Origin of the sequence: Paenibacillus sp. ALJ109b, from assembly GCF_010747435.1 — a bacterium.
GTDB lineage: Bacteria > Bacillota > Bacilli > Paenibacillales > Paenibacillaceae > Paenibacillus > Paenibacillus taichungensis.
In genome coordinates this window covers 188,604-213,547 of the sequence record NZ_JAAIFP010000007.1, presented here as the reverse complement: position 1 = coordinate 213,547, position 24,944 = coordinate 188,604, and the positions used below count along the sequence as shown (strand labels likewise).

At 46.9% G+C, this 24,944-nt stretch carries 26 protein-coding genes; 11 read left to right on the top strand and 15 right to left on the bottom strand.

All coding sequences use genetic code 11. The annotated features are described in order from the left end of the window. Positions 1 to 15: 15 nt before the first annotated feature. Positions 16 to 696: a DUF4956 domain-containing protein gene (locus G3352_RS08580; protein ID WP_076287340.1), complete on the bottom strand. Its 681-nt coding sequence runs from the start codon at positions 694 to 696 to the stop codon at positions 16 to 18. Further along, positions 689 to 1,507, bottom strand: coding sequence for a polyphosphate polymerase domain-containing protein (locus tag G3352_RS08575; RefSeq protein WP_110000545.1), 819 nt, complete (start codon positions 1,505 to 1,507; stop codon positions 689 to 691). The genes G3352_RS08580 and G3352_RS08575 overlap by 8 nt, the downstream gene beginning before the upstream one ends. Positions 1,508 to 1,758: 251 nt before the next feature. Here G3352_RS08575 and G3352_RS08570 point away from each other — a divergent pair, with 251 nt between their 5' ends. Genes G3352_RS08570 through G3352_RS08560 form a run of 3 tightly spaced genes read left to right on the top strand, consistent with a single transcriptional unit; the run spans position 1,759 to position 4,106 of the window. Then, positions 1,759 to 2,436 carry a response regulator transcription factor gene (locus tag G3352_RS08570; protein WP_076287342.1) on the top strand — a complete coding sequence of 226 codons (678 nt, stop codon included), beginning with the start codon at positions 1,759 to 1,761 and terminating at the stop codon, positions 2,434 to 2,436. Continuing rightward, entirely contained in the window at positions 2,436 to 3,737 is a 1,302-nt protein-coding gene (locus G3352_RS08565) for a sensor histidine kinase (protein WP_163755680.1), read from the top strand. Before G3352_RS08570 ends, G3352_RS08565 begins: the two co-directional genes overlap by 1 nt. 45 nt (positions 3,738 to 3,782) lie before the next feature. Further along, positions 3,783 to 4,106, top strand: a complete 324-nt coding sequence (locus G3352_RS08560) for a hypothetical protein (protein ID WP_240342987.1) — start codon at positions 3,783 to 3,785, stop codon at positions 4,104 to 4,106. A gap of 127 nt (positions 4,107 to 4,233) precedes the next feature. Here the strand turns inward: G3352_RS08560 and G3352_RS08555 are convergent, their stop codons facing one another. Then, positions 4,234 to 5,001 carry an SDR family NAD(P)-dependent oxidoreductase gene (locus G3352_RS08555; protein WP_163755678.1) on the bottom strand — a complete coding sequence of 256 codons (768 nt, stop codon included), beginning with the start codon at positions 4,999 to 5,001 and terminating at the stop codon, positions 4,234 to 4,236. 195 nt (positions 5,002 to 5,196) lie between these two features. On the opposite strand from G3352_RS08555, the gene G3352_RS08550 reads away from it, so the two are divergent. After that, entirely contained in the window at positions 5,197 to 5,835 is a 639-nt protein-coding gene (locus G3352_RS08550; protein WP_205524771.1) for a TetR/AcrR family transcriptional regulator, read from the top strand. 15 nt (positions 5,836 to 5,850) lie between these two features. On the opposite strand, the gene cobA is transcribed toward G3352_RS08550, so the two are convergent. Genes cobA through nirB form a run of 4 tightly spaced genes read right to left on the bottom strand, consistent with a single transcriptional unit; the run spans position 5,851 to position 10,309 of the window. Beyond that, complete coding sequence (gene cobA, locus G3352_RS08545; RefSeq protein ID WP_163755674.1) at positions 5,851 to 6,621, bottom strand: uroporphyrinogen-III C-methyltransferase; 771 nt, start codon at positions 6,619 to 6,621, stop codon at positions 5,851 to 5,853. Next, positions 6,618 to 7,499: a formate/nitrite transporter family protein gene (locus tag G3352_RS08540; RefSeq protein ID WP_163755673.1), complete on the bottom strand. Its 882-nt coding sequence runs from the start codon at positions 7,497 to 7,499 to the stop codon at positions 6,618 to 6,620. The genes cobA and G3352_RS08540 overlap by 4 nt, the downstream gene beginning before the upstream one ends. Before the next feature lie 37 nt (positions 7,500 to 7,536). Continuing rightward, complete coding sequence (gene nirD, locus G3352_RS08535) at positions 7,537 to 7,854, bottom strand: nitrite reductase small subunit NirD (RefSeq protein ID WP_163755672.1); 318 nt, start codon at positions 7,852 to 7,854, stop codon at positions 7,537 to 7,539. A gap of 16 nt (positions 7,855 to 7,870) precedes the next feature. Further along, a complete protein-coding gene (gene nirB, locus G3352_RS08530; protein ID WP_163755671.1) occupies positions 7,871 to 10,309 on the bottom strand; it encodes a nitrite reductase large subunit NirB in 2,439 nt (812 codons plus the stop codon). Between the two features lie 452 nt (positions 10,310 to 10,761). On the opposite strand from nirB, the gene G3352_RS08525 reads away from it, so the two are divergent. Together G3352_RS08525 and G3352_RS08520 are read left to right on the top strand one after the other, a co-directional pair. Next, the gene (locus G3352_RS08525) at positions 10,762 to 11,355 is read left to right on the top strand and encodes an ANTAR domain-containing response regulator (protein ID WP_163755670.1); all 594 of its coding nucleotides are present in this window, start codon (positions 10,762 to 10,764) and stop codon (positions 11,353 to 11,355) included. A 19-nt stretch (positions 11,356 to 11,374) separates the two neighbouring features. Continuing rightward, positions 11,375 to 12,451 (top strand): anthranilate phosphoribosyltransferase, encoded by a 1,077-nt coding sequence (locus G3352_RS08520; RefSeq protein WP_163755669.1) that lies wholly within the window; start codon positions 11,375 to 11,377, stop codon positions 12,449 to 12,451. A gap of 44 nt (positions 12,452 to 12,495) precedes the next feature. Here G3352_RS08520 and G3352_RS08515 read toward each other — a convergent pair whose 3' ends face one another. From G3352_RS08515 to G3352_RS08500, 4 genes are all read right to left on the bottom strand, one after another. Beyond that, positions 12,496 to 13,008 carry a hotdog domain-containing protein gene (locus tag G3352_RS08515; RefSeq protein WP_163756034.1) on the bottom strand — a complete coding sequence of 171 codons (513 nt, stop codon included), beginning with the start codon at positions 13,006 to 13,008 and terminating at the stop codon, positions 12,496 to 12,498. Positions 13,009 to 13,107: 99 nt separating this feature from the next. Further along, positions 13,108 to 13,377, bottom strand: coding sequence for a helix-turn-helix domain-containing protein (locus G3352_RS08510; RefSeq protein ID WP_205524769.1), 270 nt, complete (start codon positions 13,375 to 13,377; stop codon positions 13,108 to 13,110). A 74-nt stretch (positions 13,378 to 13,451) separates the two neighbouring features. Next, complete coding sequence (locus tag G3352_RS08505) at positions 13,452 to 13,919, bottom strand: hypothetical protein (protein ID WP_205524768.1); 468 nt, start codon at positions 13,917 to 13,919, stop codon at positions 13,452 to 13,454. A gap of 184 nt (positions 13,920 to 14,103) precedes the next feature. Next, positions 14,104 to 14,727: an acetate uptake transporter gene (locus G3352_RS08500; protein ID WP_063567767.1), complete on the bottom strand. Its 624-nt coding sequence runs from the start codon at positions 14,725 to 14,727 to the stop codon at positions 14,104 to 14,106. A gap of 473 nt (positions 14,728 to 15,200) precedes the next feature. Here G3352_RS08500 and G3352_RS08495 point away from each other — a divergent pair, with 473 nt between their 5' ends. Further along, on the top strand, positions 15,201 to 15,377 hold the full coding sequence (locus G3352_RS08495; protein ID WP_053782597.1) for an aspartyl-phosphate phosphatase Spo0E family protein: 177 nt from the start codon (positions 15,201 to 15,203) through the stop codon (positions 15,375 to 15,377). A gap of 123 nt (positions 15,378 to 15,500) precedes the next feature. Here G3352_RS08495 and G3352_RS08490 read toward each other — a convergent pair whose 3' ends face one another. After that, positions 15,501 to 16,430: a response regulator gene (locus G3352_RS08490; protein WP_163755668.1), complete on the bottom strand. Its 930-nt coding sequence runs from the start codon at positions 16,428 to 16,430 to the stop codon at positions 15,501 to 15,503. A gap of 447 nt (positions 16,431 to 16,877) precedes the next feature. Between G3352_RS08490 and G3352_RS08485 the strand changes: the two genes are divergently transcribed. Further along, entirely contained in the window at positions 16,878 to 18,308 is a 1,431-nt protein-coding gene (locus G3352_RS08485; protein ID WP_163755667.1) for an alanine/glycine:cation symporter family protein, read from the top strand. A 136-nt stretch (positions 18,309 to 18,444) separates the two neighbouring features. Here G3352_RS08485 and G3352_RS31680 read toward each other — a convergent pair whose 3' ends face one another. Then, positions 18,445 to 18,903: a methyl-accepting chemotaxis protein gene (locus G3352_RS31680; protein ID WP_371121638.1), complete on the bottom strand. Its 459-nt coding sequence runs from the start codon at positions 18,901 to 18,903 to the stop codon at positions 18,445 to 18,447. 664 nt (positions 18,904 to 19,567) lie between these two features. On the opposite strand from G3352_RS31680, the gene G3352_RS08475 reads away from it, so the two are divergent. Then, on the top strand, positions 19,568 to 20,260 hold the full coding sequence (locus G3352_RS08475) for a Crp/Fnr family transcriptional regulator (protein WP_163755665.1): 693 nt from the start codon (positions 19,568 to 19,570) through the stop codon (positions 20,258 to 20,260). A 138-nt stretch (positions 20,261 to 20,398) separates the two neighbouring features. Here G3352_RS08475 and pepT read toward each other — a convergent pair whose 3' ends face one another. Beyond that, the gene (pepT, locus tag G3352_RS08470) at positions 20,399 to 21,637 is read right to left on the bottom strand and encodes a peptidase T (RefSeq protein WP_163755664.1); all 1,239 of its coding nucleotides are present in this window, start codon (positions 21,635 to 21,637) and stop codon (positions 20,399 to 20,401) included. Between the two features lie 537 nt (positions 21,638 to 22,174). Between pepT and G3352_RS08465 the strand changes: the two genes are divergently transcribed. Then, entirely contained in the window at positions 22,175 to 23,209 is a 1,035-nt protein-coding gene (locus G3352_RS08465; protein WP_163755663.1) for an NADH:flavin oxidoreductase/NADH oxidase, read from the top strand. 108 nt (positions 23,210 to 23,317) lie between these two features. On the opposite strand, the gene G3352_RS08460 is transcribed toward G3352_RS08465, so the two are convergent. Beyond that, positions 23,318 to 24,187 (bottom strand): class I SAM-dependent methyltransferase, encoded by an 870-nt coding sequence (locus tag G3352_RS08460; RefSeq protein ID WP_163755662.1) that lies wholly within the window; start codon positions 24,185 to 24,187, stop codon positions 23,318 to 23,320. A 273-nt stretch (positions 24,188 to 24,460) separates the two neighbouring features. On the opposite strand from G3352_RS08460, the gene G3352_RS08455 reads away from it, so the two are divergent. Then, positions 24,461 to 24,883 (top strand): SRPBCC family protein, encoded by a 423-nt coding sequence (locus G3352_RS08455; RefSeq protein WP_163755661.1) that lies wholly within the window; start codon positions 24,461 to 24,463, stop codon positions 24,881 to 24,883. Positions 24,884 to 24,944: the final 61 nt, after the last annotated feature.

Genomic DNA, 24,944 nt, shown 5'->3' with positions numbered 1-24,944 from the left:
CCCTTCGGATTCAATTTAGTATTCTGGTGTTGGACTCATCGTTAACGAGATATCCAGATTTCCGTTTCGTGTACGAATCGCGTCCAAGAATTCCTTTTGGCTTACACTTTCGTGAATGGTAACACTGTAGACAAGCTCGTACAGACTGCCGAGTTCGGTCGTTCTGATTTTTTTGAGATCAAAAGGTACGTTAAATTTATGGAACACTTCGTTCAGTGCTTCTTCGTAGCTCAAGTTTTCCGGAATGGTTACTTTCAGCGTTTTTTGCTGGGCTTTCTTCCCTCCGAAGTTGAAGCGGCTCAGGACAAACATCAGTACACACAGGATAATGGTGAACATTACAGCATAACCGAATGCGCCTACACCGCAGGCAAGACCGGAAGCCATGGTGAACAGAACATAAGCAATGTCTTTCGGGTCACCAGGCGCACTTCTGAATCGGATGATGGAGAAGGCACCCGCGAGGCTGAATGCACGGGCAATGTTGCTGCCGATCAGTAGAATGATGATGGCTACGATGACTGGCAAGACGACCATAGTTAGTGTAAAACTTTGGGAGTATGTGCTCTGATTTGTCTTCATGTACGTCAGGCTGATGATGACCCCCATGATGATGGCAAGTCCGATCGTTAGAATCGCATTACTAAAAGTTAGTGTGGTGTCTGTTAAAGCTGAGCTGAAAATGGAATCAAGCATATACTACACGCTCTCTTTCTGTGATTGTTTTTTCTTGTTCTATGGATGGGTTGAAATCGGTACCCGGCAGCAATTCTCGTTCAGTCTGGTAGTTCAGGTTGGTTGTTCTGGCCAGATGTCTGTACTCATTGCCGTATTTCGAGAATCCGGTACGATATAGGCCGTGTTCGGATAACAGTTGGGAGAGCCACATCGGAACGGTTTTCTCGGCTTTGACTTCCATCAGCCAGCGTCCATCTTTCACCAGTGGTTCACCGTAATCCCCTTGCTCCAGCTTCAGATCGTATCTGCGACTGCGGATGTTGGTATCAAAGGTGATGCGGAGATCGCGGCTGTTCTTGTCGAACAACGCCTTGCGTTCATACGCCAGATATACTTTTGGTTCCAGATCGTACAGCCGGAGGAAATACTTGATCTCTTCGACAACCTGTTTGTTCATATAATCGGCGAGATCAGGCGCTTTGCCTGTCCGAACGAATTCGTAGGCTTCATCCAGCTTCAGGGCAGTTCGGCGTTTGTTCACCAAGCCAAATACTTTCTTTTTGATCTCCAGATATACCTTCGCATTCTCTTCAGGAACTCCGTATGCCCGCAGTCTCAGCTTCTCCTTGTATTTAGGTTTGGAGAGACTGGCGCGGATCAGGGAATCCTGCGGAGTGTCGAAGTACAGGTTGCTAATGGAGTAAAACTCGTGTTTCTTGTTATAGGCGTCCAGCTCCATATACTTCAGCAAGTCGGTGTAGAAGTTCTCGTATTGCTCATCTGTCAGGAGATACTTGCTCTCATATCGGTTGAATACTTCAATTGCCATTGGGGTTCAGTCCTTTCATCCATGTTTTGTATGTTTTGTTGCATCGTGTATTGCTTCCATGTCTGTATCTTAGAGCTCCAACCTTGAATGAATCTTAAATGATTTTACATTCCGTTGATCTTTTTTTACCTTCCTTTAATAGTTTGCGAAAAAAGTGGAATTAAGATTGATTCAAGGTTCCGTTGATACAATCGTTGGTATAATAGATTGACATATATCGAAACCAATTCATGCAGAGGAATGAAGAACCGATGAGAATACTTATTGCGGAAGATGAGGTTCATTTGGCGGAAGCCGTATCGCAAATATTGAAAAAACACAATTACTCTGTAGACATGGTGCATGACGGGAGATCGGGTCTGGATTATGCGCTGAGTGGAATCTATGATCTGTTGCTGCTGGACATCATGATGCCGGAAATGGACGGGATTACCGTGCTGAAGAAACTGCGCAGCGAAGGCAATCATACGCCTGTCATTCTGCTCACAGCCAAAGGAGAAATTTCAGACAAAGTGACCGGGCTGGATTATGGAGCCGATGATTATATAGCAAAGCCCTTTGCCACGGAGGAATTGCTCGCCCGGATTCGGGCAGCCCTGAGAAGGAAGGGAGAAGTCGTTCCAGAGGATGGATTGAAGTTCGGTGACGTCGAATTGAACACCACGCAGCTGAAGCTAAGTGTGCAAGGTAAGGAGATCAAGCTGAATCTGAAGGAAAATGAACTCCTGGAACTGTTAATCACTCGCAAACAGGCCATAACATCCAAAGAGCAGATTATTGAGAAGTTGTGGGGTTTCGATTCAGAAGTGGAGTATAACAATGTGGAGGTGTACATCTCATTTTTACGCAAAAAATTAACCTTCCTAAACTCAGCGGTCCGCATCAATACGATTCGGGGTGTGGGGTACGTACTTGAGGTGACGTCCTGATGTTCAAGAAACTCAGAAATCGATTTCTGATCGTGAACCTGGTATCCATCTCAATTATGATGCTGGTTGCCTTTGCTACGATCTACATCATTACGTACCAGAATGTACAGCGGGAAACCAACATGGAGCTGTTCAAAGTGTCGGATTTCTATCATGGTCCGTACAACTCCAGCAAGATGCCACGTGGTGATGACAGGGATTCAGGGGCCGGATCACAGCCAGCCGATTCCATTGCCAATGGAGCGCCGGGAAGTGATCCGAACTCACCACCAGGACGCTCCGTATCGTTCATGGTCAAGACGGACAGTGAATGGAAAATCACGGATGCACACTCCAGGTTTGATATGGATGACACGTTCTATACTGAAGCATTGCAAAAGGTGAATAAAGTCGACGATCTCGATCGGAAGACAGGACAATTTACACTGAATGGAACGGACTGGGCCTATGTGATCGACCCAAGCAGCACAGGGCACATGATTATTTTCATGGATGTGACGGCTCAACAGGGCATCCTGACGAATCTGATTTATACTTTTGCCGTCGTAGGTTTGATCATGCTGATCGTCATCTTCTTCCTGAGCCGTTATTTCGCCAATCGTTCCATTACCCCGGTCAAGGAAGCATTTGAGAAGCAAAAGCAGTTCATAGCTGATGCTTCACATGAATTGAAAACGCCGCTGGCGATCATCAACACCAACACAGATGTGCTTCTCGCAAACCGGGAGGATACGATTGAGAATCAGGCCAAGTGGCTGCATTACATCAAGTCGGAGACGGAACGCATGTCGGGACTGACGAATGATCTGTTATACCTGACTCAAATTGACGATTCGCGATCCTCGATGATTCATGCCAAATTCAATATGAGCGATGCGGTGGAGACGATCATTTTGACGATGGAAGCTGTGATTTTTGAGAAAAATATATCCCTGGACTACAGCATTGAGCCGCAGCTCATGGTCCATGGCAACAGCGAACAGATCAAGCAGGTCATTCTGATTTTGCTCGATAATGCTGTGAAGTACTCCAGAGCCAAGGGCTCGGTCAACGTATCGTTGAAGAAACAAAATAATGATGTTGTGCTGGCCGTTTCCAACACGGGAGAGGGCATTGCGGCTGAACATCTGGACCGGATCTTCGATCGTTTCTATCGCACGGATGCTTCCAGAGCACGGAAACATGGTGGACATGGATTGGGTCTTGCGATTGCAAGGTCGATCGTGGAGCAGCACAAAGGTGAGATTTACGCCCGCAGTGTGGTAGGGGAAGGTGCAACATTTTACGTTCGTTTATCCTAGGGGTAAGGAATAAGGCATGACTGTTGTGGGTTAACCTATGCTACAATGACAACAGAACGTATGAATCAAGGAGCTGACTTTAACGTGACTGAGGCAAATTCAATTAATGAACAGGAAATGAAGGCATATATTGCAGAGAAGACAAAGGCAAGCGAAGCGAATATCGCTCTTGTCCTGAAGCACGAGCAGGCATACATTAACAAAGCACATGAAAATGCCAAAGGCGACGTGGATATCGACGGTGATGATTTGGCCGACTACATTCTGAGCCGCAAAGATGTGAAGCTGGACGAGCTGACCGTTGAAGGCATTCTGGATGCTGAAATGGACTACTTGATGGAAAAAGGTCTCGCAGGCTACGTGGATTAAATGTAAATCAATCTATTAAGAAAAATGACCTCAGCCTCCACGTTACTGTGGAATTTGAGGTCATTTTGGATTGTACTTTGGGAATTACCTTTTAAACAACCAGCCCGTTGGGCTAGGCCCATTTTCCTTATTGACCCATCATACCGCCATCGACAGTATAGAGGGAAGCGGTGACATACGAAGCTTCTTCGGACAACAGGAAGTTCATGATGGCTGCGACTTCTTCCGGTTCACCATAGCGGCCCATCGGAATTGCGGATACGGTAGCGGATTGATAATCTTTCACATTACCGGAGTTTGCTTCGATTTGACGCATCATACGGGTATTAATGGTGCCTGGCAATACCGCGTTAACCCGAATACCATGAGGCGCGAGTTCATTCGCTGCTGTGCGGGTGAGGCCAATCACGGCATGTTTGGACATAATATATGGAGATACGGCTGGAGCACCCATCAGACCTGCGAGGGAAGAGGTATTCAGAATCGCACCAGATTTTTGTTTTTTCATGACAGGGATGACGTTCTGCAAACCAAGGAATACACCACGCACATTGACGTTATATACGAGGTCGAGCGCTTCAACGCTCAGATCCTCGATCAGTCCGGTTGGACCTTCAATGCCGGCATTGTTGGCAAAATAATCGATACGACCAAACGTATCAAGTGCTTGCTGCACATAGTTTTTCACGTCGGCTTCCTGAGATACGTTTGCTTTCACGGCAATGACGTGCTCTTTGTCGAGTTTCAGATCCGCGATGGTTTGCTGGATGGCTTCTTCGTTCAGATCGACCAGCACCAGATTAATTTTGCGTTCAGCAAGGCGACGTGCCAATTCTTTACCAATGCCTCCGGCTGCTCCTGTAATAACGGCTGTTTGGGTATATGATGTACTCATCATGTATTCGCTCCTTATAAATTGAAATCAGGTGAACTGTGAGTGAACGTTCAACCTGTGGTCTATCGTTCCTATCTCAATGTTAAGATATACATAGAAATGTGACAATCATCATTGACAGCGCATATGTCAGCTATCGGACAGAGATGTAAGCGGTGTTCATTTAGGTTACAATAATGGACAGAGGAGGTGGAAATGTTGATTATCGAACACCCTCAGGATCGGAGAGCACGAAGAACGCAGGATGCCATCATCGCTGCGGCAGTTTCTTTGATATTGGAAAAGGGAGCTGAAGCCGTCACGATTCGTGACATTACGGAGCGGGCGGATTATAACCGGGGAACGTTCTATTTACATTTTCCTGGTAAACCCGAGCTATTGCAATTCATTCTGGATGATTTCATGCAGGGCGTGGGACAAGCTTATGCATCACCTTATGCGGAGTTAAAAGAAGTGGATATGACAGCATTACTGCCATCAACGATGCCTGTATTTGAATATATCGAGGCGCATCAGGATACCTTTCGGGCCCTTATCACAATGCACAGTGATATGGCTTCCCGTTTATGTAACATGTTCCGTACCTATTTAACGGAAGACTTTGTGCTTGTGACTGAGGATAGCGAGTACACCATTAATTACGACATCATGCTCAGTTATCTTGTTTCCGCAACGGTCGGCGTCGTTATGCACTGGGCCGAAATCGGGTTCAAATATTCGGCGCATTACATGGGTGAACAACTCACGGCACTGATAAACATCAAACCGACCCGTCTGCTGATTGAACCAGGGCAGAAGGGTCGGACGATTCATGAACGTATGATGTTGGATTAACTAAGTAGATTTCGGTTACCCTGTCATGGAGGTGTTAGCCGCCTGTTGCAGTTGAAGAACCTGTTCGCGTACAAGGACGGCCTCTCCAATGATAATTAACGCCGGATTACTCACTTTTTGCGACAGGGCGAGAGAATGAAGTTCGGCAAGTGTACCTGTAATAATTCGCTCCTGCGAGGTGGTACCTCGTTCAATCAGCGCCGCTGGTGTGCAGCCGCTTTTGCCATGGTGAAGCAATTCGAGCTGTATCTGGGGCAATTGACTGATGCCCATGTAGATCACCAGGGTGTCTACACTATGGGCGAGCAGGTCCCATCGGACAGAGGCTACATTGCCGTCGCTGCCCGTTCCGGTGACACATGCGAAGGATGAAGCCACTCCGCGATGTGTTAAAGGAATTAGAGAAGAAGCCGATGTACCTACAGCTGAAGTGATGCCCGGAATGACTTCGAATTGAATTCCAGCTTGTGCAAGTACAAGGGCTTCCTCTCCTCCACGCCCAAAGATGAATGGATCGCCGCCCTTGAGTCGAACCACCTGTTTGCCTTCAGCTGCATGTGCGGCCAGCATACGTCCGATCATCTCCTGAGTCATTGAATGCAGACCCGGAGCTTTGCCGCAATAAATTCGGAGCGCGCATTCACGGGCCTCGCCAAGTAACTGATCATTAACAAGTCGATCATACAGGATAACATCTGCGGACTGAATACGTTTCAGGGCTTTTACCGTAATCAACTCGGGATCTCCGGGACCTGCACCTACGATACTAACCATGCCCCGGCTCATGATCGTGTCCCCAGCTTGGATGTAGTATCAGGACTGACCAGTCCTGTACGGCCATCAGAAATGGTTGGCAGCGTGGATGAAAGCTTGACGGGGCTTCCCCATTTATGAGCGGCATACAGCCCAAATCCTGTAAAGACAGCTCCGCCAATGAAGTTGCCTATCAGCACGGGAATCTGATTCCACAGCCACCAATCTGCGATACCAACATCAGCGCCCAGCATCATGCCTGCCGGAATCACAAACATGTTCACTACAGCGTGTTCGAACCCTTGTGCAAAAAAGATTGTAATTGGCAACCACATGGCCACAATTTTACCGAGCGTCGAAGTGGAAGTCATCGCCATGACTGCACCGAGAGTGACCATCCAGTTACATAGAATCGCTTTGACAATCACAAGAACAATACCTGCTCCGCCCAAGTGTTGATACCCCAGCGTTTTGGCTTCACTGGTCTGAATCAGAGTTTGGATGAGCGGACTGTTCATATCCGTTCCCATTTTGGTGAGAGCCAGTCCATATAATAGTGCATAGAATAAACATCCGAGCACGTGACCCGCAATGACCCAGAAGTAATTGCTCAGCATATGCATCACACTGACCTTGCGTTTTAGCACTGCAAGCGGAATTAGGGCAAAGCTCCCGGTTACTAGTTCAAGTCCAAGCAGAATGATAATGACGAACCCCGCTGGAAAGATCAATGCACCTGCCAGGCCAACGGAAGTTTGAGATACAGCGGTATACGCCAGGGTTGTTGCAAAGGCAAGAACAGCTCCCGCCAGAAAACCTCGGATCAACATCTGTACCCGGTTCATTCTGGCTTTGCTTTCTCCTGCCTCAACCATTGATTGCAATACTTCTGCCGGTTTAACAAAATCCATAGCGTACTCCTCCTTGATGTCAGGGTAACTTGGTCCTTCAGCCTGCAATGGTAATGTAAATTTCTCCGCTGTTTCCATCCACTTCTGTGGGATATGTGTTCAGACAACCATCATCCGGTTCATGTACCTTGCCGCTGCGAAGATCAATCTTCCAGTCATGAAGGGGGCAGTGGACTGCCGTCCCGCATACCATGCCTTCTGACAGTCTGCCGCCCTTGTGAGGGCAGCGATTTTCCACAGCGTGCAGACTTCCGTCACTCAATTTGAAGACGGCAATTTCAGTATCCTGTATCTTGAAGGTTCGTGATCCCTTTTCATCAATATCCGCAAGGTGTCCAATGCGCAATTTATTCATCGCTGATCCTCCTCTTCTAGTGGGTTGTCGGCTGAGCGTCGGTCAAAGGGGTGAAGTTTTTACGTAACTTATCATCTTCAATGATTTCTTTCCACGGATCGACGGTACGACCAAGGGTCAGTTCAAGTCTTTCTACCAGTGCAAGGCGTACGTCGCGGTCTTCCAGAGCTTTTTTTACATGATCCAGACCGACCCGTTCAATCCAAGCCGCTGTTCTCTCATTCCATCGTGCGTTCTCTCTATAGTATTGGAGATAGGCATACGTCCACTCTTCCACTTCAGCGTCCGTCTTAACCGTACACAATAGCTCGGCTGCGCGGACCTTAACTCCACCGTTGCCACCGACATGCAGTTCCCATGCACCGTCAATCGCAACAACACCGAGGTCTTTAATCGTTGCCTCCGCACAGTTCCTTGGACAACCTGAGACGGCAAGCTTTACTTTGGCAGGAGCGACCATCTTGTCGAGTTTTTTCTCCAGACGAATACCCATCTCAATAGAATCCTGTGTTCCGAATCGGCAAAAGGTGTTGCCTACACATGTCTTGACGGTACGCAGTGCCTTGCCATAACCGAAGCCGGAAGGCATATCAAGCTCTTCCCAAATCTTCGGCAGATTTTCCTTTTGTACACCGAGCAGATCAAGCCGCTGCCCGCCTGTAAATTTCACCATGGGTACATCGTATTTCTCCGCAACTGCTGCAATCTTCATCAGCTCTGCCGGAGAAGTGACACCGCCGTAGATCCGTGGAATAACTGAATAGGTTCCGTCTTTCTGGATGTTTGCGTGATATCTCTCATTTGTGAACTTGGATACCCGCTCATCCTCGTATTCGGTCGGCCAGATCATGCCGAGGTAATAGTTGAGGGAAGGACGGCATTTGGAGCAGCCTTCTGGCTCATTCCAACCAAGCACATTCATGACTTCCTTCACCGTTTTTAGTCCCATCTCCTTGATCTGGGCAACAATCTCATCACGGTCATAGGAGGTACAGCCACAGATACCTTCCTTCGCCTGTTCACCCATAGTATCGCCTGCATAATGGACAAGCAGCGATTCTACAATCGGTTTGCATCCACCGCAGGAAGCTGAAGCTTTGGTACAGGACTTGATGGCACCCAGTGTGTTGCATCCTTTATTCAGTACAGCATCCCCAATGGCAGATTTAGTGACACCGTTACAACCGCAGACGATCTCGTCATCTGGCATGCTTGCCATTCGTTCGGCAATGGATGGACCGGAGCCTAAACCTGAAGGGACACCAAGCAATATTTCCTTTTCGCGTCCACTGATGTTCTCACCACTTTTAATGAGGGAGAAGAGGGAGGCGCCATCTGTTGTATCACCAAACAGTACAGCACCGATCAGCTTTCCGTCTTTCATGACCATCTTTTTATAGACGCCATCCACGTCGTCCTGTATACGAATGCTGCGCGTGTTCGCTGCATCCTTGAACTGTCCTGCGGAGAAGACGTCTACACCGGATACTTTCAACTTTGTCGAAGTCACAGATCCTTCATAACCTTCCGTTGCCACACCCGCAAGACGTTTGGCCAGCACCATGCCTTGTTCGTATAATGGAGCTACCAGTCCATATGCAATCCCGCGGTGCTCTGCGCATTCGCCCACAGCGGAGATGCCAGGTGTGCTGGTATTCATATAATCATCCACAATGACACCTCGGCTCACGTCCAGGCCGGCCTGACGGGCCAGTTCAACCTGGGGTCTTATTCCGACGGCCATGACGACCAGATCGGTCTCAAGCACCGTTTGGTCGGTGAAACGAATGGCTTTAACACGATGTTTGCCTGTAATTTCTTCGGTATGTTTGTTCAACAGGAACTTCATGCCCTGCTCCTCAAGCTCCCGCTGGAGCATTAGACCTGCTGGCAAATCCAGATTTCGGTCCATCAAATGTCCATTAATATGGATCACAGTGACGTCCATACCCAGATTGAGCAGGCCGCGCGCAGCTTCCAGTCCAAGCAGGCCGCCTCCAATGACGGCAGCTTTGCGATACGTTTGCGATGCAGCCATCATCGTCTCGCAGTCCTTAATGTCCCGGAAACCAATTACGCCCTCTTTGTTGGCTCCAGGGAGTGGGAGGATGAAAGCATGAGAGCCTGTCGCCATAATCAGCTCATCATAGGTTGCACGTACACCATTCTGAGATACAACTTCCTTGAGCTCGGCATTAATCTGGATGACCGGGTCACCTGGGTATACCTGAATGCCATTGTCTTCGTACCAGCTCCAGTCATTGATCACGATATCTTCAATGCTCGTGCCTCCTGCCAGCACAGAAGAGAGCATGATGCGGTTGTAGTTAGGATGCGGCTCAGCGCCGAAGACCGTAATTTCATAAGCATGCGGCGCAAGCTTGAGGATATGCTCAATTGTTCGGATTCCTGCCATGCCATTGCCGACCAGCACCAATTTTCTCGTTGTACTCATTGTAGTTAGCCCCCTTGGATCCATTTTGCGAAATGCCCACAACATTGCTCTAAAATAGAAAAAGCCTGTTATGCCTCGGGGGATTGCGCATATACATGCGCAATCCCTTGCTCCGAGATTGCAAAACAGGCTTCATTGCCGTTTCAACCAGCTACGCCGTTGTAGCTGTGATTAATTCAATATGGAGTTGTTATGGCCTAACTATAAAAGATCCATCTCTTCATGTCAATATAGTTAACATAAAAAAGTATTTGAAATTTAAAGTTAATTATGTTTACATGTGGTTATCGGAAAAGTGATCGAACGACATAAGTTTACTTCGTTAACGGATACCATTAAATACAGATTCGTATATTTTGTTAGTTAATGTGACACGAATGAGGGACGACTCACATATGTGCCCGCTTTTTATCTAAGTCAGCCAAATGAAAATAGGGAGGGATTGATCCATCATGCGATCTTTATTGGTCATCCGTGTACAGCCAACACTATCTGCCTCGATTGATGCAATCCCTCCGACACCGGAGAAACTACTTGGAGCGAATGGGTATCATGTGCAGGTGACAGACTGTGAGACGGAGGCACTAAAGTTGGCTGGCGGAGCTGATGCATCCATCCTTCATCTGTCCCTGACCGATATGGAATACTGGGTGGAACATCTGGGAAAGGGGAAAACGGGCATGCCATTGCTTTGGTGGTGCGCTCCGGATACAGCCTCTTCTTCGGCAGAATCCTGCGAGGTGGAGACATCCTTTGACGGAATACTCACCCCCTCCATGAACGGACCGGAGATTCATTGGACACTTCATTTTGCAGCCAAGCGTTATATGGAGCGCAAGCAGTGGGAGCAGGAGCGCAAGCAGCTGCAATCCAGGCTGGAGGACCGGAAATGGATTGACATGGCCAAAGCAATCTTGTGTGATTTGAAGCAGATTTCCGAATCTGAAGCTTATGATCTTTTGCGCAAGAAAGCGATGGATGAACGGAAACGGATGGTGGATGTGGCTACAGCCATTGTGAAGGCGCATCAACTGCTCCAGTCTTAATGGGGAAGGAGGGTTTTTCATGGATATGTCAGAGATACTCAGGGAAGTCGGGCGGGGGAAACGAGGCTCGCGTGATCTGAACTACGCGGAGGCGCTGGCTGTAGCGGAAAAAATTCTGAGACAAGAGGTATCGCCTGCCCAGACGGCTGCCTTTCTTATGGCTGAGCGAATGAAGATGGAAAATGTCGAGGAGCTTGAAGCATTTGTTCGTGCTTGCCAGAACAATGCGGAGCGTATGTCCATATTTCAGGATGGACTGGATTGCGCTGGCCCGTATGATGGTCGAACCAAGTCCTTTATGGCAACATTTCCAACTTCGTTTGTGCTCGCTGCTGCCGGCCTTCCAGTGACATTGCATGGAAGTGAACCTTTGCCACCGAAGTGGGGAGTTACGTTATCGGTTTTGTTAAGAAAAGCGGGAATCAATACAGGAGAGATGGATCGTGAAGATGCCAGAAGTGCTGCACTTCGTACAGGAGTGATGTATGTTTCATCCGAGGAATGGTGCACCCCTCTCCGACAGCTTCGTCCTTTGCGGGAAGAGCTTGGATTTCGTACGGTACTGAACACAGCGGAGAAACTGATTGATTTTAACCATTCGCCATATTTGGTTTTTGGTGTATTTCATAATACTTTTCTTGATCGGATTGCCAAACTGCTCACCCGTTTCCAGTATCGTCGTGCTCATGTTGTACAGGGGGTGGAGGGTTCGGAAGACTTGCATATTGATCGGCCAACTCGGGTCTATGCAGTGGAAGACGGCGAAATGAGGCTTGAGTTGGTAGACCCGGCGGCCTATGATCTGGACATTCCTGCACCGGAGCTGGTGTGGACGGCAGCCAAACAGCTTGAAGTAGGAGAAGCCGTCTTGAGCGGGAATGGGCATATCGCCTTTGTGAACCAGGTCTTGTTGAATGGCGGGTTCCGTCTGTATGCGACGGGGCGTGTCAATTCAATAGAAGAAGGTATCTACACATGCCAGGGGTTGCTGGAGAGTGGCGCTGCCTATCGCATCTATCAACAGTGGTGTGTCGCCATGGGCGGCGAACTGCCGGATAGCAGAGCAGTATCTACGTTTCCGGCATCGTCCAGATAAGCATGTTGAAATACTCATGAACCTGTAAGTTGAAGTAAGTTCTTTTATTCCCAGGGGTAACTAACGGTGAGGAAGTCGGCAAAGTTCTTGCTTTCTTCTCGTCGTTGTTTCCGCATGGCCGCCCGGGCTGGAGCAGTCTCGTATAATTTCTTCTCTTCCTCCGTCTCCGGAATGATGCGAGGAACAATGAGTTTACGGTTTTTTTCATCTAATGCGACAAAGGTAAGGAATGCGGTCGCCGCAATCTTTTTCTCCCCCGTCTTCAGATCCTCGCGGATCACCTTCACAAAAATCTCCATTGAACTTCGTCCTGTCCACGATGCGAAGGATTCCAACGTTACCGAATCTGTCGGATTAATCGGATACAAGAAATCCACCGAATCGGTCGAAGCCGTGACGGTATTGACCCGGCACAACTTGGATGCGGCGATGGATGCAATGTCATCGATATAGGACATGAGTTTGCCGCCAAACAAGGTATTATGGTTATTCACATCGGTTGGGAATACTCTTGCCGTCTTGAAACAACGTGTTTCGCGCACATATTTTCTCTCCACTTGATCTGATTCCGTAGGTTTAGGAATATCTCTCATTCTTTGTAGTCCTCCTGACAGTATGGCTGATGGACTTTGCAAGATATGCCACGCCCATCGTCTCTATATGTTAGTTCTAGTATAGGTGTCGGTCACATCTTCCTCGCCATCAGGAACCAGTTCAAAGCGCAAGCCAAGCGCAAAAGCCACCTTCTGGAGCGTATCGAAGCGCGGAATCTGCGCGGAGCTCTCCAGACGGGCAATAGCCGACTGCTTGAGTCCTGCTCGTTCACCGATATTATCGGAAGCTAGGGCGCTTCTAGCGTCGACGACATGCCGTCTGATGTACCAGTATAATAGACTGTCATACACTGTTACATTTCGAATACACAAAAAAGGATTCGAGCTGCCGATAATGGCCTCGAATCCTTTTTTGTGAATAATCAGTCGTAACGGATTTTAATGTTTTATGCGTTAGCTTCAGTGACGCTATTGGAAGCGAATGCAGACCACTTTGCATTTACACCACTGGAACAATGGAATGAGATGGTATAATCACCACCGCGCATACCTTGCGGATAATCCGCCGTGCTTCTCCAAGTATATGCTGCTCCCGGCTTAACAGTAGCTGCAATATACTCTAATCCTGATGAGTGTGTCATCGTAACAGTTAGATTGCTTGTTCCATTGTTTAGGAAGTAGAATTTACCATGTCCGTAACCAGCTGGAACCGAGAAATAAGCGGGGACGATAGAAGTAGCAGCGCTCACAGTTGTGAGCGGCTGTTGGTTACCAACAGAGAACGGAGTAACAATTGGTGGAGTTGTCTCATCTGCCGGATTTAGCTCGACGCTATCAGCGCTAACTACTGCTGGAATCGCCAAAGTTGCGGCTAGGGCTAAGGATAAAACTGCGGATCTTGCTTTGTTTCTCATTTGTTATAAACTCCCTCACCTAGTAGAATGTTGTATATTAAATGTTAATATTATACTTTTTTTCAGAAAAAGCAATGAAAAAATGGTAAAAAGTAAAAAAGAAGCTGTATCCCTATTCAAGTGAAGCATGATTCAAAAAAACCGCCAGGCGCGGACCGGCGCGCTGGCGGTTTGATGCTGTATATTAAGCCTTGGGTCTGAAAATGCCAGCCGGCTTGCCGATGGGCAAGAACGTATAGCCGAAGTGAGCGTTCAGTACGGAAGCACCTGTGCCGTACAACGACACGATTCCGATTCCCATTTCAGCATAAGCTGCGATGGTATGGAAGATATGAGGAGCTACGCCGAAAGCGTCAAAGGTCAGGCCAAGGAACAGGAAGTCAATGAGAATGAAAATGATGAGCAATACTTTGTTGGCTTCCACGGCACCCAGCGTCATGAACAGGGTGAACACGAGGTATCCGGCAAAAGCAAATCCGAGCTGCTTTCCATCTGCCTGTTCCGCAAGAGTGGAGCCAAACACGCCCATTTTGATCAGCCAGTTGGCACCCATGGCGAACCAGAAGAATGCATATGCGCCGAAGGCAGTTGTGCCAAAGGTATTGTTACGTTTGGAATCTTGAATACAAGCGAACAACTGGGCAAAAGCACCTAGGAAAATCGCCCAAGGAATGGCGTAGCTAAGGCCGTCTGTAATGCCAAGCTTTTGGGAAGAAGCGACCAGAGTGACGATGGCCAACCCAAATAATCCCATCGCGCTGGGATCGGCGTTTATGATTTTGACTTTAGTCTGTGAATCGGTTTGCATGGTGTTGATGAGCCTCCAAATAATCAAATCAGGATGATCCGTTCGAACTGAATCGTCCTCTATACTTCTTATTTCGTATCCGCCTGGTCCGGACACACACATCGCCCTATTGTACCTGAATGAATTACGTATGAAAAGGGATTTTATTACCTTTTGGGGCATTATCCGATCCCTTGTGAGGCTTGTGTTAAAGATTAAGAACGAAGAGATTGGTTTTTTTAACATACACAATAATGACACAACTGTTTGAATATGAAGTTAGTGGGGAAAATTTGCTCGTGAAATTGTAAGCCAACCTTTAATTAGGCGTTGCAGAGCCATTTTCGGATCGTCTTGTAGAGATGGCTATAGAGACTTTCAAAAATTGGAGAAGGATACAAAACATCCATGCGAACTATGCCATATGTTAATCCAACTATAGATTGACAGGAAAACCTAAAATGTAACACAGAAATAAGGAGGGATCAGACGCGATGGTTATGAGTTTGGAATTGAAAAATCAAATAGAGAAAGCCAGACATAACCTTCATATGTTGGTAGAGCATAACGAGGGTAGATTTGGACATCCCGATGTGCTTCAGCAGTCCATGGTACTGGATGAATTGATCAATGAGTATAATCGAATGCACTTAAGCAAGCCGAGGGCTTGATGGATATAGATGAGCTATTTTTTGCAATCATGCGCACATGAAAATAGCTGGAATAGGCAGCAGGAAGAACGAATGCTGTATCATTCCAGTACGATCATGAGCGCATGTTTTTTTTGTTACTCTTTAATGCAACAGCCGCTTGGCTTCAAGATACAGTACCTGAACGAACTTTTTGGTGTTAATGCGGGTCTGGGACAAGGAGGGCTCCACATTGTTTTGCAGTTCCAGCATTTTCTTGCGAATCTCCGTAAAGTCAAAGAACTTTGACGCGTAATTCTCGAACTTCGGATGTGTGTAATCCGTGAGTCCGAGCGATACGACATGGCTTAATGTTTGGAAAATTGCCCGGCGAACGCGCTGCTCAGATGCCTTGATCTCCTTCGTTATTTCCGCTGATGTGGCATCGGAACCCAGTTTGCGTAAGGCTACATTCTGGAAAATATCCTTAAGTGACGGAAACGTGTATGGAGAGAGTTTATGTTCGTCCGTTTCAATCTGTTCCAGGTATTCCAGCATGTCCAGCAGATCTCTGCTGCCGGCTTCTCCGATCATGCCCATCTCGGATAACAGGAAATGTCCTGCTGTCGTGATCGTTTTGTCGGGGGCCGGTGTTGAAGCACGTTCAGAAGATTGTAATCTGGACAGTCCTTGCAGCGTACGCTGAATATCTGCGATGGATTGCTGCATACGCAGACGCTCGTCCACCAGACGCAGAACAGACAGAATCTCCAGTCGATTAATCGGCTTCGTAATATAGTATTCGATGCCAAGTGAATAGGCTTCTCCGATCATATTTTTCGACTCAATCTGGGAGATCATCACGATCTTGCCATCGAACCTTCCTTCAAGTGCACGTATCGTCTGAATCCCGTCTCGCTGCGGCATGAGCAGATCAATCAGGAGTACATCCACCTTATGCAGCTCCAACAGTTCAGCATGAATATGAGCCCCATCTTCGGCTTCTCCCACAATCTCACCGAGCCCCTCATCTTCAATAATATCCATTAGCATGGATCGAACACTAGGATCATCATCCACGATAAAATAACGCATTTCCGTGGTCCTCCTTTCTGATTAAGTTCACTCCTATATATTTCGTTCTCTGCATCTATAAATGATCTTTCCCTGCTATTAATGTCCCCTATTATCATACTTGGTTGTATATCCCGATGTGAAGACCCGTGTATCCTGAAGAATATGTCAGATAAAGTGACAGTGAATGGATAAACGTTGCTTATTTATAAAAAATTTAAATGTTTCCGTGTAGGTATTTGTCGGTTTCCGTAGATGCCCCTGTAGTATAAGTAACATCCGAAAATGTGAATTCCGAGATGTGCAGAATGGTGCAAACGATCTCTTAACTATCGTACTGCAGCAGAGATCTGTCCGTCTGGGGCGATAGAACTGCATGCCTTTATGAAGTAGTATGAGAATTTTTCGCTCAGTCATACAGCTGGGGAACGCTTTTTAACGAACCGTCAACGAAAAGGGGCATAGCCAATGGAGCAAACAATACAAGATATTATTGCAGTTTTCAATGATTTTCTGTGGTCCAAGCTGTTAATCATCTTGTTGGTCGTATGTGGTTTGTATTTTACGACCAAGACCCGGTTCATGCAATTCCGCATGATTGGGGATATGGTGAAAGTGCTCAAGGAGCCAAAGAGCAAGGAGCCCGGCAAAATTTCGCCGTTTCAGGCATTCTGTATCAGTATGGCAGCCCGCGTGGGAACCGGGAATATTACCGGTATTGCACTGGCAATCGCACTGGGGGGACCAGGGGCTGTATTCTGGATGTGGGTTATCGCAATTTTTGGTTCGGCTTCGAGTTTTGTGGAGAGTACGCTTGCTCAAATTTATAAAATCAAAGATAAGGGCGGATTCCGCGGAGGGCCGGCTTATTATATGGAGCGTGGCCTCGGGAAACGATGGATGGGGATATTGTTCGCAATTCTCATTACGTTATCGTTCGGTTTGGTCTTTAATGCTGTGCAGTCCAACACAATTACAGTCGCATTCAAAAATTCTTTCGGCATCGATCGGTTGACTGTAGGCATCATTATGGCCGTTGTGTTCGCAGGAATCATAATGGGTGGTGTTAAACGGATTGCCAAGGCGTCTGAATACATCGTCGTTGTTCTTGCTGTGCTGTACATTGGCGTGGCTGCATTTGTTGTTCTGTCGAACATCACACAACTTCCGGCCATGATTGCGCTGATTGTGAAAAATGCCTTCGGCATTGAACAGGTCGCTGGTGGTACACTTGGAGCCGCGCTGATGAATGGTGTTAAACGTGGTTTGTTCTCCAATGAGGCGGGTATGGGTAGTGCACCGAATGCTGCCGCTACGGCGGATACAACACATCCGGTCAAACAAGGGCTTATTCAGGCGTTTGGTGTGTTGACCGATACCTTGGTTATTTGTACAAGCACAGCCATGATTATTTTGTTATCTGGGGTGTACAAAGGTTCCAATCTGGGCGGGATTGAATTAACTCAAGCGGCATTAAGTGTGCATATTGGTTCATGGGCATCCGGATTTTTGGCAGTGATGGTGTTCCTGTTCGCCTTTAGTACGCTCATCGGGAATTATTACTACGGGGAAACCAATATTGAGTTTATCAAATCCAATAAAGTATGGCTGTGGGTATACCGTGTCTGTGTCATTGCGATGGTGCTGTTCGGTGCCGTTGCCAAGGTACAGTTGGTATGGGATCTGGCCGACCTGTTTATGGGACTAATGGTTGTGGTGAATCTGATCGCCATCCTGATGCTGTCCAAGGTGACATTCGATGCGCTGAAGGATTACAAGAAACAAAAGGCCGAAGGACGTGATCCGATCTTTACTCGGGACCGTATTCACATTCCAGGTGAAGTGGAATGCTGGGAGTCGGAGGCAGAGGTACTAGGAACTCCACGTACACCACGATAAAAAGACAATGAAACAGGACTTAGAATTTCCGTCACGGGGACGGGGATTCCAAGTCCTGTTTATTACATATAAAGTAGTTCGTGTTCAGCTTTTTTTGAGGGAATGGGTAACCTCCTATAGGGAGATGCACATTTTCTTAATCGTTCACAGAGTAACTGATCAGTTGCTCAGACAGGGCTTTCATGCGTTCTCCCGCTTCATTCAGCTTCTCGATGACATCCGTGAACGAAGATACGAGCGTAGCTTGCTCCTGAGAAGAAGCTGCAATCTGGGATACTTCGACTTCCATCTGTTTGATAACCTGTTGTACATCTTTCAAGCTGATATCAATATCGCTGGTAGCCTGTTTGGCATCGACAGAAAGTTTGCGCACTTCTGTTGCGACCACACCAAAGCCTGCTCCAGCTTCACCTACACGCGCAGCTTCGATAGCGGCATTGAGCCCAAGCAAGTTGGTCTGTTCAGAGATTTCACGAATGAACCCGGCAACCTTGTTGATCTGAGACGAATTCTTTACCGCCAGGCGTGTATTCTCCAGAATCTGTTCGCTGGTGGCCTGCAATTCCTCCGCATGAGCGGCAACGTGCTGGACCATTTCAACCAGGTTTCCATTAATCGTTTGGTTTTCTTGTATAATAGCTTCAAGCTGATTCTGGTTCGATTGATCATACGATACGCAGAAAATAGCAACGACCTGATGATTATCATCAAAGATCGGTACATTAAGGATATCAAGCTCGATACCGTAGTATTCTGCCGGCAGGTGGGTCAGAGAGGCTTCGTTTCCGTTCGTGAGAGCGGTGAAGTTCTTATATCCATCCAAAAGAGGATCGCCTTCTTTGAATCCAAGATTGAACTTATCGGTGGAGACAGAATACAATACCTTCTCGTGATCATACACCGTTAGACTGGCTGGTTCTCTAAGAATCATACGGATATAAGGCATTACTTTCAAAAGAGCATCTACAACGTTCATAACAGGTAGAACCATCCTTTCTTTATTTGAATACTAAATTAGAAGTTGTAACTATGCTTATTGCTTTATCTTTCATCGGATAAGAGTGCGCTATCATGTACTCCTTTTTTCATGAAATATTGTCATTTTGAAGGCTGGATTTTAAAGTATTTCCCATTTAAATGAATGTATTGGATATAAGTTCTAGTTGTAACTATTTTTATATCTAGATATTTACACAGACCTATATCGTTTATGGGACATATGTCCATTGAATTGTAGATCCACACAGGGGGAATCCGAGATGAGAGAAATCATGGACTTTGGATTGCTGCGCCAGCTTGCGCGGGAGCATGGCCTGGATCAGGTGCTCGACGAACCTGCGCTTGCTGAATTAAGATTGCTCGAAGCTTCCAAAGGCGAGATTATATGTGCCAAAGGTGAACGTCCCGAACGATTATATTTTCTCGTCCAAGGTAAGCTCAAGATTTATACAACACTGCCGAATGGCAAGTCTTTGTTGCTTCGTTTCAGTATGCCTCCTGCGCTGGTAGGTGATCTGGAGCTCGTCAATGGCAAGGAAGCCAAAAACACCGTGGAATCCGTCAACAAGAGCCTGCTGCTCGGTGTAAGCTATCGCTATCTCAAGAATACATATGCTGAAAACCCGAAGTTTCTCCATTTTATGCTTAGTCATGTGACCCACAAATTATATACCTTCTCGAATCTATCGAGTCTTAATCTGCTTTACCCTGTCGAGAGCCGTTTTGCAAGCTATTTGTTGTCCACGATGGAGCAAGGGGAGCAGATCACAGAAGAAATCCAGACTTCCAAGCTGACAGAGCTGGCGGATATGCTGGGCACGAGCTATAGACACTTGAACCGGGTCATTCATGACCTCCGCGACCGTGATATCATCCGCAAAGAACAGCGTAACATTGTCATCTGCAATCTGGAGCAGTTACGTGAAATTGCGGGAGGTAACATGTACGAATAAATAAGGATAGATGGCAGTGCCTCACGTCGTTTTACGGCAAAAATGTAAAGACACCCTCTGCAGGTCAGAGGGTGTCCGGTGCCTCCACCTGTCAGGTGAAGGCTTTTTTCTTTGTCGTTCTATTGACTTAGATACGGATTAAACATCTCCACGCTGTTCGAATAATTGAGCGATTTCCACGATGACCTGTGTGGCTTTCACCATATTATCAACCGATACATATTCGAATTTGCCGTGATAGTTCTCTCCGCCAGTGAAGATGTTGGGTGTAGGCATACCCATGTACGAGAGCTGGGAACCGTCTGTGCCTCCCCGAATTGGGCGGATGACAGGTTCGATATCCAGGCGAGTCATCGCTTCGTGTGCAATATCGACGATCTGGCGCACAGGTTCGATTTTCTCACGCATGTTATAGTATTGATCATTTAATTCAATGGAGATACTTTTCTCGCCATATTTGCCTTTCAATTCGCCCACGACATCCAATAAATACGCTTTACGTTCCTCAAACTTCTCCCGGTCGAAGTCCCGGATGATGTAACTCATCTTAGTCAGCTCGACGTCTCCCTCGATAGATAACAAATGATAGAATCCTTCATAACCTTCTGTGAATTCGGGAGCTTCCTCCGCAGGCAATCGGCGGTTCAACTCCATCGCAATTTTAGCGGAGTTGACCATCTTGTTTTTGGCTGTGCCCGGGTGCACGTTGGTGCCTCGTACTGTAATTTTGGCAGCAGCTGCGTTGAAACTTTCGTATTCCAGCTCGCCGAGTGGTCCGCCGTCCACCGTGTAGGCATATTTGGCTCCAAAAGCAGGGACATCGAACTTATGCGGCCCGCGGCCAATCTCTTCATCCGGGGTAAAAGCAACACGAATCTTTCCGTGTTTTATTTCCGGGTGTTCAATCAGGTAGGCCATTGCCGTCATGATCTCGGTAATGCCGGCTTTATTGTCCGCACCAAGCAGTGTTGTGCCATCTGTTGTAATCAGGGTGTGGCCTTTATATTCACGCAGTTCCGGGAAATCAGTTGTGGATAACACCACATCCAATTTCTGATTCAGCACAATGTCCTGTCCATCATAGTTGTCGATGACCTGTGGTTTGACATCTTTGCCTGTGAAGTCGGTTGCTGTATCCAGATGAGCGAGGAAACCGATCACTGGAACATCCTTATCTGTGTTGGATGGCAATGTCGCCATTACGTAGCCGTTATCATCCATGGTTACTTCCTGCAATCCAATGGATTTACATTCTTCAACCAGGTATTTACCCAAGACCAGCTGGCCTGGTGTGGAAGGGCAGGTCTCACTATTTTCATCGGATTGTGTGTCCATTTGAGCATAGGTTGTTAGTCTTTGAATTAAAATATCTTTCACCAGTAATCGCTCCTTCGGCTCGGTTAGTATATAAGTTGACCACTTATTTTACACTATCACTACGAGGTCAGAATACCCTTCTGATCGCTGTTATCCCCAGATTTTTTTGATTCCCTTATTAAAAGGGAAAATCCGGTGATAAAGGCGAGTGTGTGCTTCCGATGCAGCTTTCTTTCAGAAAGCTTTTAGCTTCGATTCTCCAGTTTATCCTGCCCTCTCCGTTTTCGTGTAACCGTTAGGTACAACTTATATAAAGTGGGTATATTATAACCTGTATGTCTGTATGGCTATCATATCATGTTTTGGGATCATTTCGAGTTGTGGTGAATGCATCAGAGGAAAGGGTCGACTAGGTATAAAAAAGGGTACTATCTCACAAAAAAGTACGTACTTGTATTTCTATAGGTTAGGTTCATAATAGTTATTGAGGATTTGGAGCAGGACAACTGCGGCAAGCATGGGCAGCTGTTTTCCGATCTGGAAAACAAGGAATTGCCTCAACATATATCAACATATTGAATAGGAGATGGAATTGAAATGACAGAGAAATTATTTTCCCCGTATCAATTCAAGGGACTTCAACTAAATAACCGTGTCGTTATGGCACCGATGTGCCAATATTCCGTTACTGCTAAAGACGGCATTCCGAACGATTGGCATCAGGTACACTATGTAAGCCGTGCGGTTGGGGGTACAGGGTTGATCGTGATCGAGATGACGGATGTTGATCCGGACGGACGTATTACTGATAATGATCTGGGCATCTGGTCAGATGAACACATTCCTGCCTTTACCAAGCTGGTGGATGGCATTCACGCTTATGGCTCCAAGGTGGCGATTCAGATCGCGCATGCTGGACGTAAAGCAGAGGATGCGGCTCGACCTGTAGCTCCATCGGTGGTTACCTTCCCTGGAGAGAGCTTTAATACACCACACGCTTTAACTACAGAGGAAACACAAGCCATGGTACAGAAGTTTGCGGACGGTGTACGACGTGCAGTAGCTGCCGGGGTCGATGCGATTGAGCTGCATGGTGCACATGGTTACCTCATTCACCAATTCCATTCTCCACTGATGAACCATCGCGAGGATGAGTATGGACAGGATCTTTCCCGTTTTGGTGTCGAGATTATTCGTGCAGCGAAAAAAGAAATGCCGGAAGATATGCCGCTGATTATGCGGATTTCGGCAGTGGAATACGCTGATGGCGGGTATGATATTGATCATACCATTGAAATTTCCCGTGCCTATCAGGCAGCGGGCGTGGATATGTTCCACATTAGCTCTGGCGGTGAAGGACCTTCCGGACAACGTAAACCAGGTAACTACCCTGGTTACCAAGTGCCTTTTGCTCGTCGTTTCCGTGAAGAACTGAACATCCCTGTCATTGCGGTAGGCATGCTTGAGGATTCAGCTCTGGCTCAAGCGGTTATCGGCAACGGTGATGCAGATCTGGTCGCGGTTGGCAGAGGTATGCTGCGTGATCCTTACTGGGCGACTCATGCAGCTCTGGAACTGGGTGTTAGCAAAGATAAGGCGGCTATCGCACAGCCATATTCCCGCGGATACTGATCTTAATTAGAACATTTATATAAATGCAATTAAAAAGGGATGTCCCATAAGTCATGAACATGACGGAGGGCATCCCTTTTCAGTATCATTACAATCTAACGAAACAATCTAACGAATCGTAGGCGCGTTACTTCCTCGATCTTGGATCTTTCCCGGTGCAGTCGATTCGTTAGCGCTTTGACCTGAAAGTGAAACCACTTTCGAGGGTAGTCCTCGTGTCGCTTCAAACACATATTTCTGATCAGAACGCGAAGGTTCCTGCTCGGGATCGAAGTCTGCATATACAACAACGTCGACGAAACCGATCTGTTCCAGAATCATGCGTAGCTCCTCCACACCGTACCAACGTAATGCAAGCTGTTGCAGTTCCGTGGCTATGAGGGTGCCATGGCGCCACTTTTCATAGCGAATTAAACTTACTTTGTACTGCTGAAGCATATTGACTTCGATGTCTTTGCTCTCCATTGTAATCGTATCGCCATCCGGTAATTGAACAGTCGAGGTACCTGAGTAGTGTGAAGTCGTATTCGTTACATCGGGTAGAAAGAGGTCCAGCACAAGTCGTCCTCCCGGTTCCAGATGTTGATACAGATTACGCAGGGCCTTTATGGAAGCCTGTCTGTCTTGAATAAGCAGCAGTGAGCCTGCGGCGATGATAATGACTTCATACCGATAAGGAAGATCAAGTGTCTCCAGATCAGCAGCGAACAATTCAGGCATGGGCAATCCCCGCTTGGCGCAAAGAGCCCGGCATGAATCAAGCATATCCGTTGAATAATCAAGACCGTCTACGCTCAAACCAGCCTCAAGTAATGGAATCAGCATTCGACCTGAACCAGACATCGCTTCCAGGATGCGTCCATTGCAGTTCTTCAGATAATCACGGTAAAATTCAATATCGCCTCCAAGGGATTGGCCAACGGGTTTGGTGGCATTATAAACCTCTGTACATAACGGACCATAATAACTAAAAGACATTTAACGTTTCCTCCACAACATAATTAGAATAAGAATGTGGAAGGGACTAGCTACGAAATGTTTATCCCTTCCGGCAACGGTTGGAATTGAATTTTTCAGAGCAGACTATCATAAGAATCACGCACCTTTTATGTAATATGTTCCAATTATAGGGTGGGTTTGAGAGTTGGTCAACAAAGCTCCTGCCGGAATATCTGTTATGATTAGAATATATTTGACACACATCATCTAATCTTGAACAATGAGTTATATCCATTTAGAAGGAGAGATATCATGGAATCTTCAAGTGCATTACCAGATATTCGGGAACAACTGTTGCTTCACGCACCTGCGGAGAAAGTGTGGGCGATTGTATCGACGTCGAAGGGATTGGAATCATGGTTTATGCCAAGCAATCTGGAGCCAGTGGAAGGGCATGAATTTATATTGGAAGCAGGACCCTTTGGTAAATCACCGTGCAAAGTCACGGAAGTTCAGCCGCTACATAAGCTATCATTCCAATGGGGTAAGGACTGGACGCTTACGTTTGAACTAACGGAGCAAGGACAAGATACTGATTTTACATTGATTCACAGTGGCTGGGACGCGGACAAACTGACTGAATTTGGACAGGCTCATGCCATGGTTCGTGAACGGATGGAGCAAGGCTGGGCTGGAATCGTTCAGAAACTGGCCCAGGTCGTTGGACAAGCGTAAGGAAACGAGAGAAGTAAAAAAAGATAGTCAACAAATTCAAAAAGTCACGGGTCTTACTCCG

Bases quoted from the DNA above. Each gene is read 5' to 3' on its own strand.
- G3352_RS08580 (WP_076287340.1), bottom strand. From the start codon at position 696: ATGCTTGATTCCATTTTCAGCTCAGCTTTAACAGACACCACACTAACT.
- G3352_RS08575 (WP_110000545.1), bottom strand. From the start codon at position 1,507: ATGGCAATTGAAGTATTCAACCGATATGAGAGCAAGTATCTCCTGACA.
- G3352_RS08570 (WP_076287342.1), top strand. From the start codon at position 1,759: ATGAGAATACTTATTGCGGAAGATGAGGTTCATTTGGCGGAAGCCGTA.
- G3352_RS08565 (WP_163755680.1), top strand. From the start codon at position 2,436: ATGTTCAAGAAACTCAGAAATCGATTTCTGATCGTGAACCTGGTATCC.
- G3352_RS08560 (WP_240342987.1), top strand. From the start codon at position 3,783: ATGACAACAGAACGTATGAATCAAGGAGCTGACTTTAACGTGACTGAG.
- G3352_RS08555 (WP_163755678.1), bottom strand. From the start codon at position 5,001: ATGAGTACATCATATACCCAAACAGCCGTTATTACAGGAGCAGCCGGA.
- G3352_RS08550 (WP_205524771.1), top strand. From the start codon at position 5,197: ATGTTGATTATCGAACACCCTCAGGATCGGAGAGCACGAAGAACGCAG.
- cobA (WP_163755674.1), bottom strand. From the start codon at position 6,621: ATGAGCCGGGGCATGGTTAGTATCGTAGGTGCAGGTCCCGGAGATCCC.
- G3352_RS08540 (WP_163755673.1), bottom strand. From the start codon at position 7,499: ATGGATTTTGTTAAACCGGCAGAAGTATTGCAATCAATGGTTGAGGCA.
- nirD (WP_163755672.1), bottom strand. From the start codon at position 7,854: ATGAATAAATTGCGCATTGGACACCTTGCGGATATTGATGAAAAGGGA.
- nirB (WP_163755671.1), bottom strand. From the start codon at position 10,309: ATGAGTACAACGAGAAAATTGGTGCTGGTCGGCAATGGCATGGCAGGA.
- G3352_RS08525 (WP_163755670.1), top strand. From the start codon at position 10,762: ATGCGATCTTTATTGGTCATCCGTGTACAGCCAACACTATCTGCCTCG.
- G3352_RS08520 (WP_163755669.1), top strand. From the start codon at position 11,375: ATGGATATGTCAGAGATACTCAGGGAAGTCGGGCGGGGGAAACGAGGC.
- G3352_RS08505 (WP_205524768.1), bottom strand. From the start codon at position 13,919: ATGAGAAACAAAGCAAGATCCGCAGTTTTATCCTTAGCCCTAGCCGCA.
- G3352_RS08500 (WP_063567767.1), bottom strand. From the start codon at position 14,727: ATGCAAACCGATTCACAGACTAAAGTCAAAATCATAAACGCCGATCCC.
- G3352_RS08495 (WP_053782597.1), top strand. From the start codon at position 15,201: ATGGTTATGAGTTTGGAATTGAAAAATCAAATAGAGAAAGCCAGACAT.
- G3352_RS08490 (WP_163755668.1), bottom strand. From the start codon at position 16,430: ATGCGTTATTTTATCGTGGATGATGATCCTAGTGTTCGATCCATGCTA.
- G3352_RS08485 (WP_163755667.1), top strand. From the start codon at position 16,878: ATGGAGCAAACAATACAAGATATTATTGCAGTTTTCAATGATTTTCTG.
- G3352_RS31680 (WP_371121638.1), bottom strand. From the start codon at position 18,903: ATGGTCCAGCACGTTGCCGCTCATGCGGAGGAATTGCAGGCCACCAGC.
- G3352_RS08475 (WP_163755665.1), top strand. From the start codon at position 19,568: ATGAGAGAAATCATGGACTTTGGATTGCTGCGCCAGCTTGCGCGGGAG.
- G3352_RS08465 (WP_163755663.1), top strand. From the start codon at position 22,175: ATGACAGAGAAATTATTTTCCCCGTATCAATTCAAGGGACTTCAACTA.
- G3352_RS08460 (WP_163755662.1), bottom strand. From the start codon at position 24,187: ATGTCTTTTAGTTATTATGGTCCGTTATGTACAGAGGTTTATAATGCC.
- G3352_RS08455 (WP_163755661.1), top strand. From the start codon at position 24,461: ATGGAATCTTCAAGTGCATTACCAGATATTCGGGAACAACTGTTGCTT.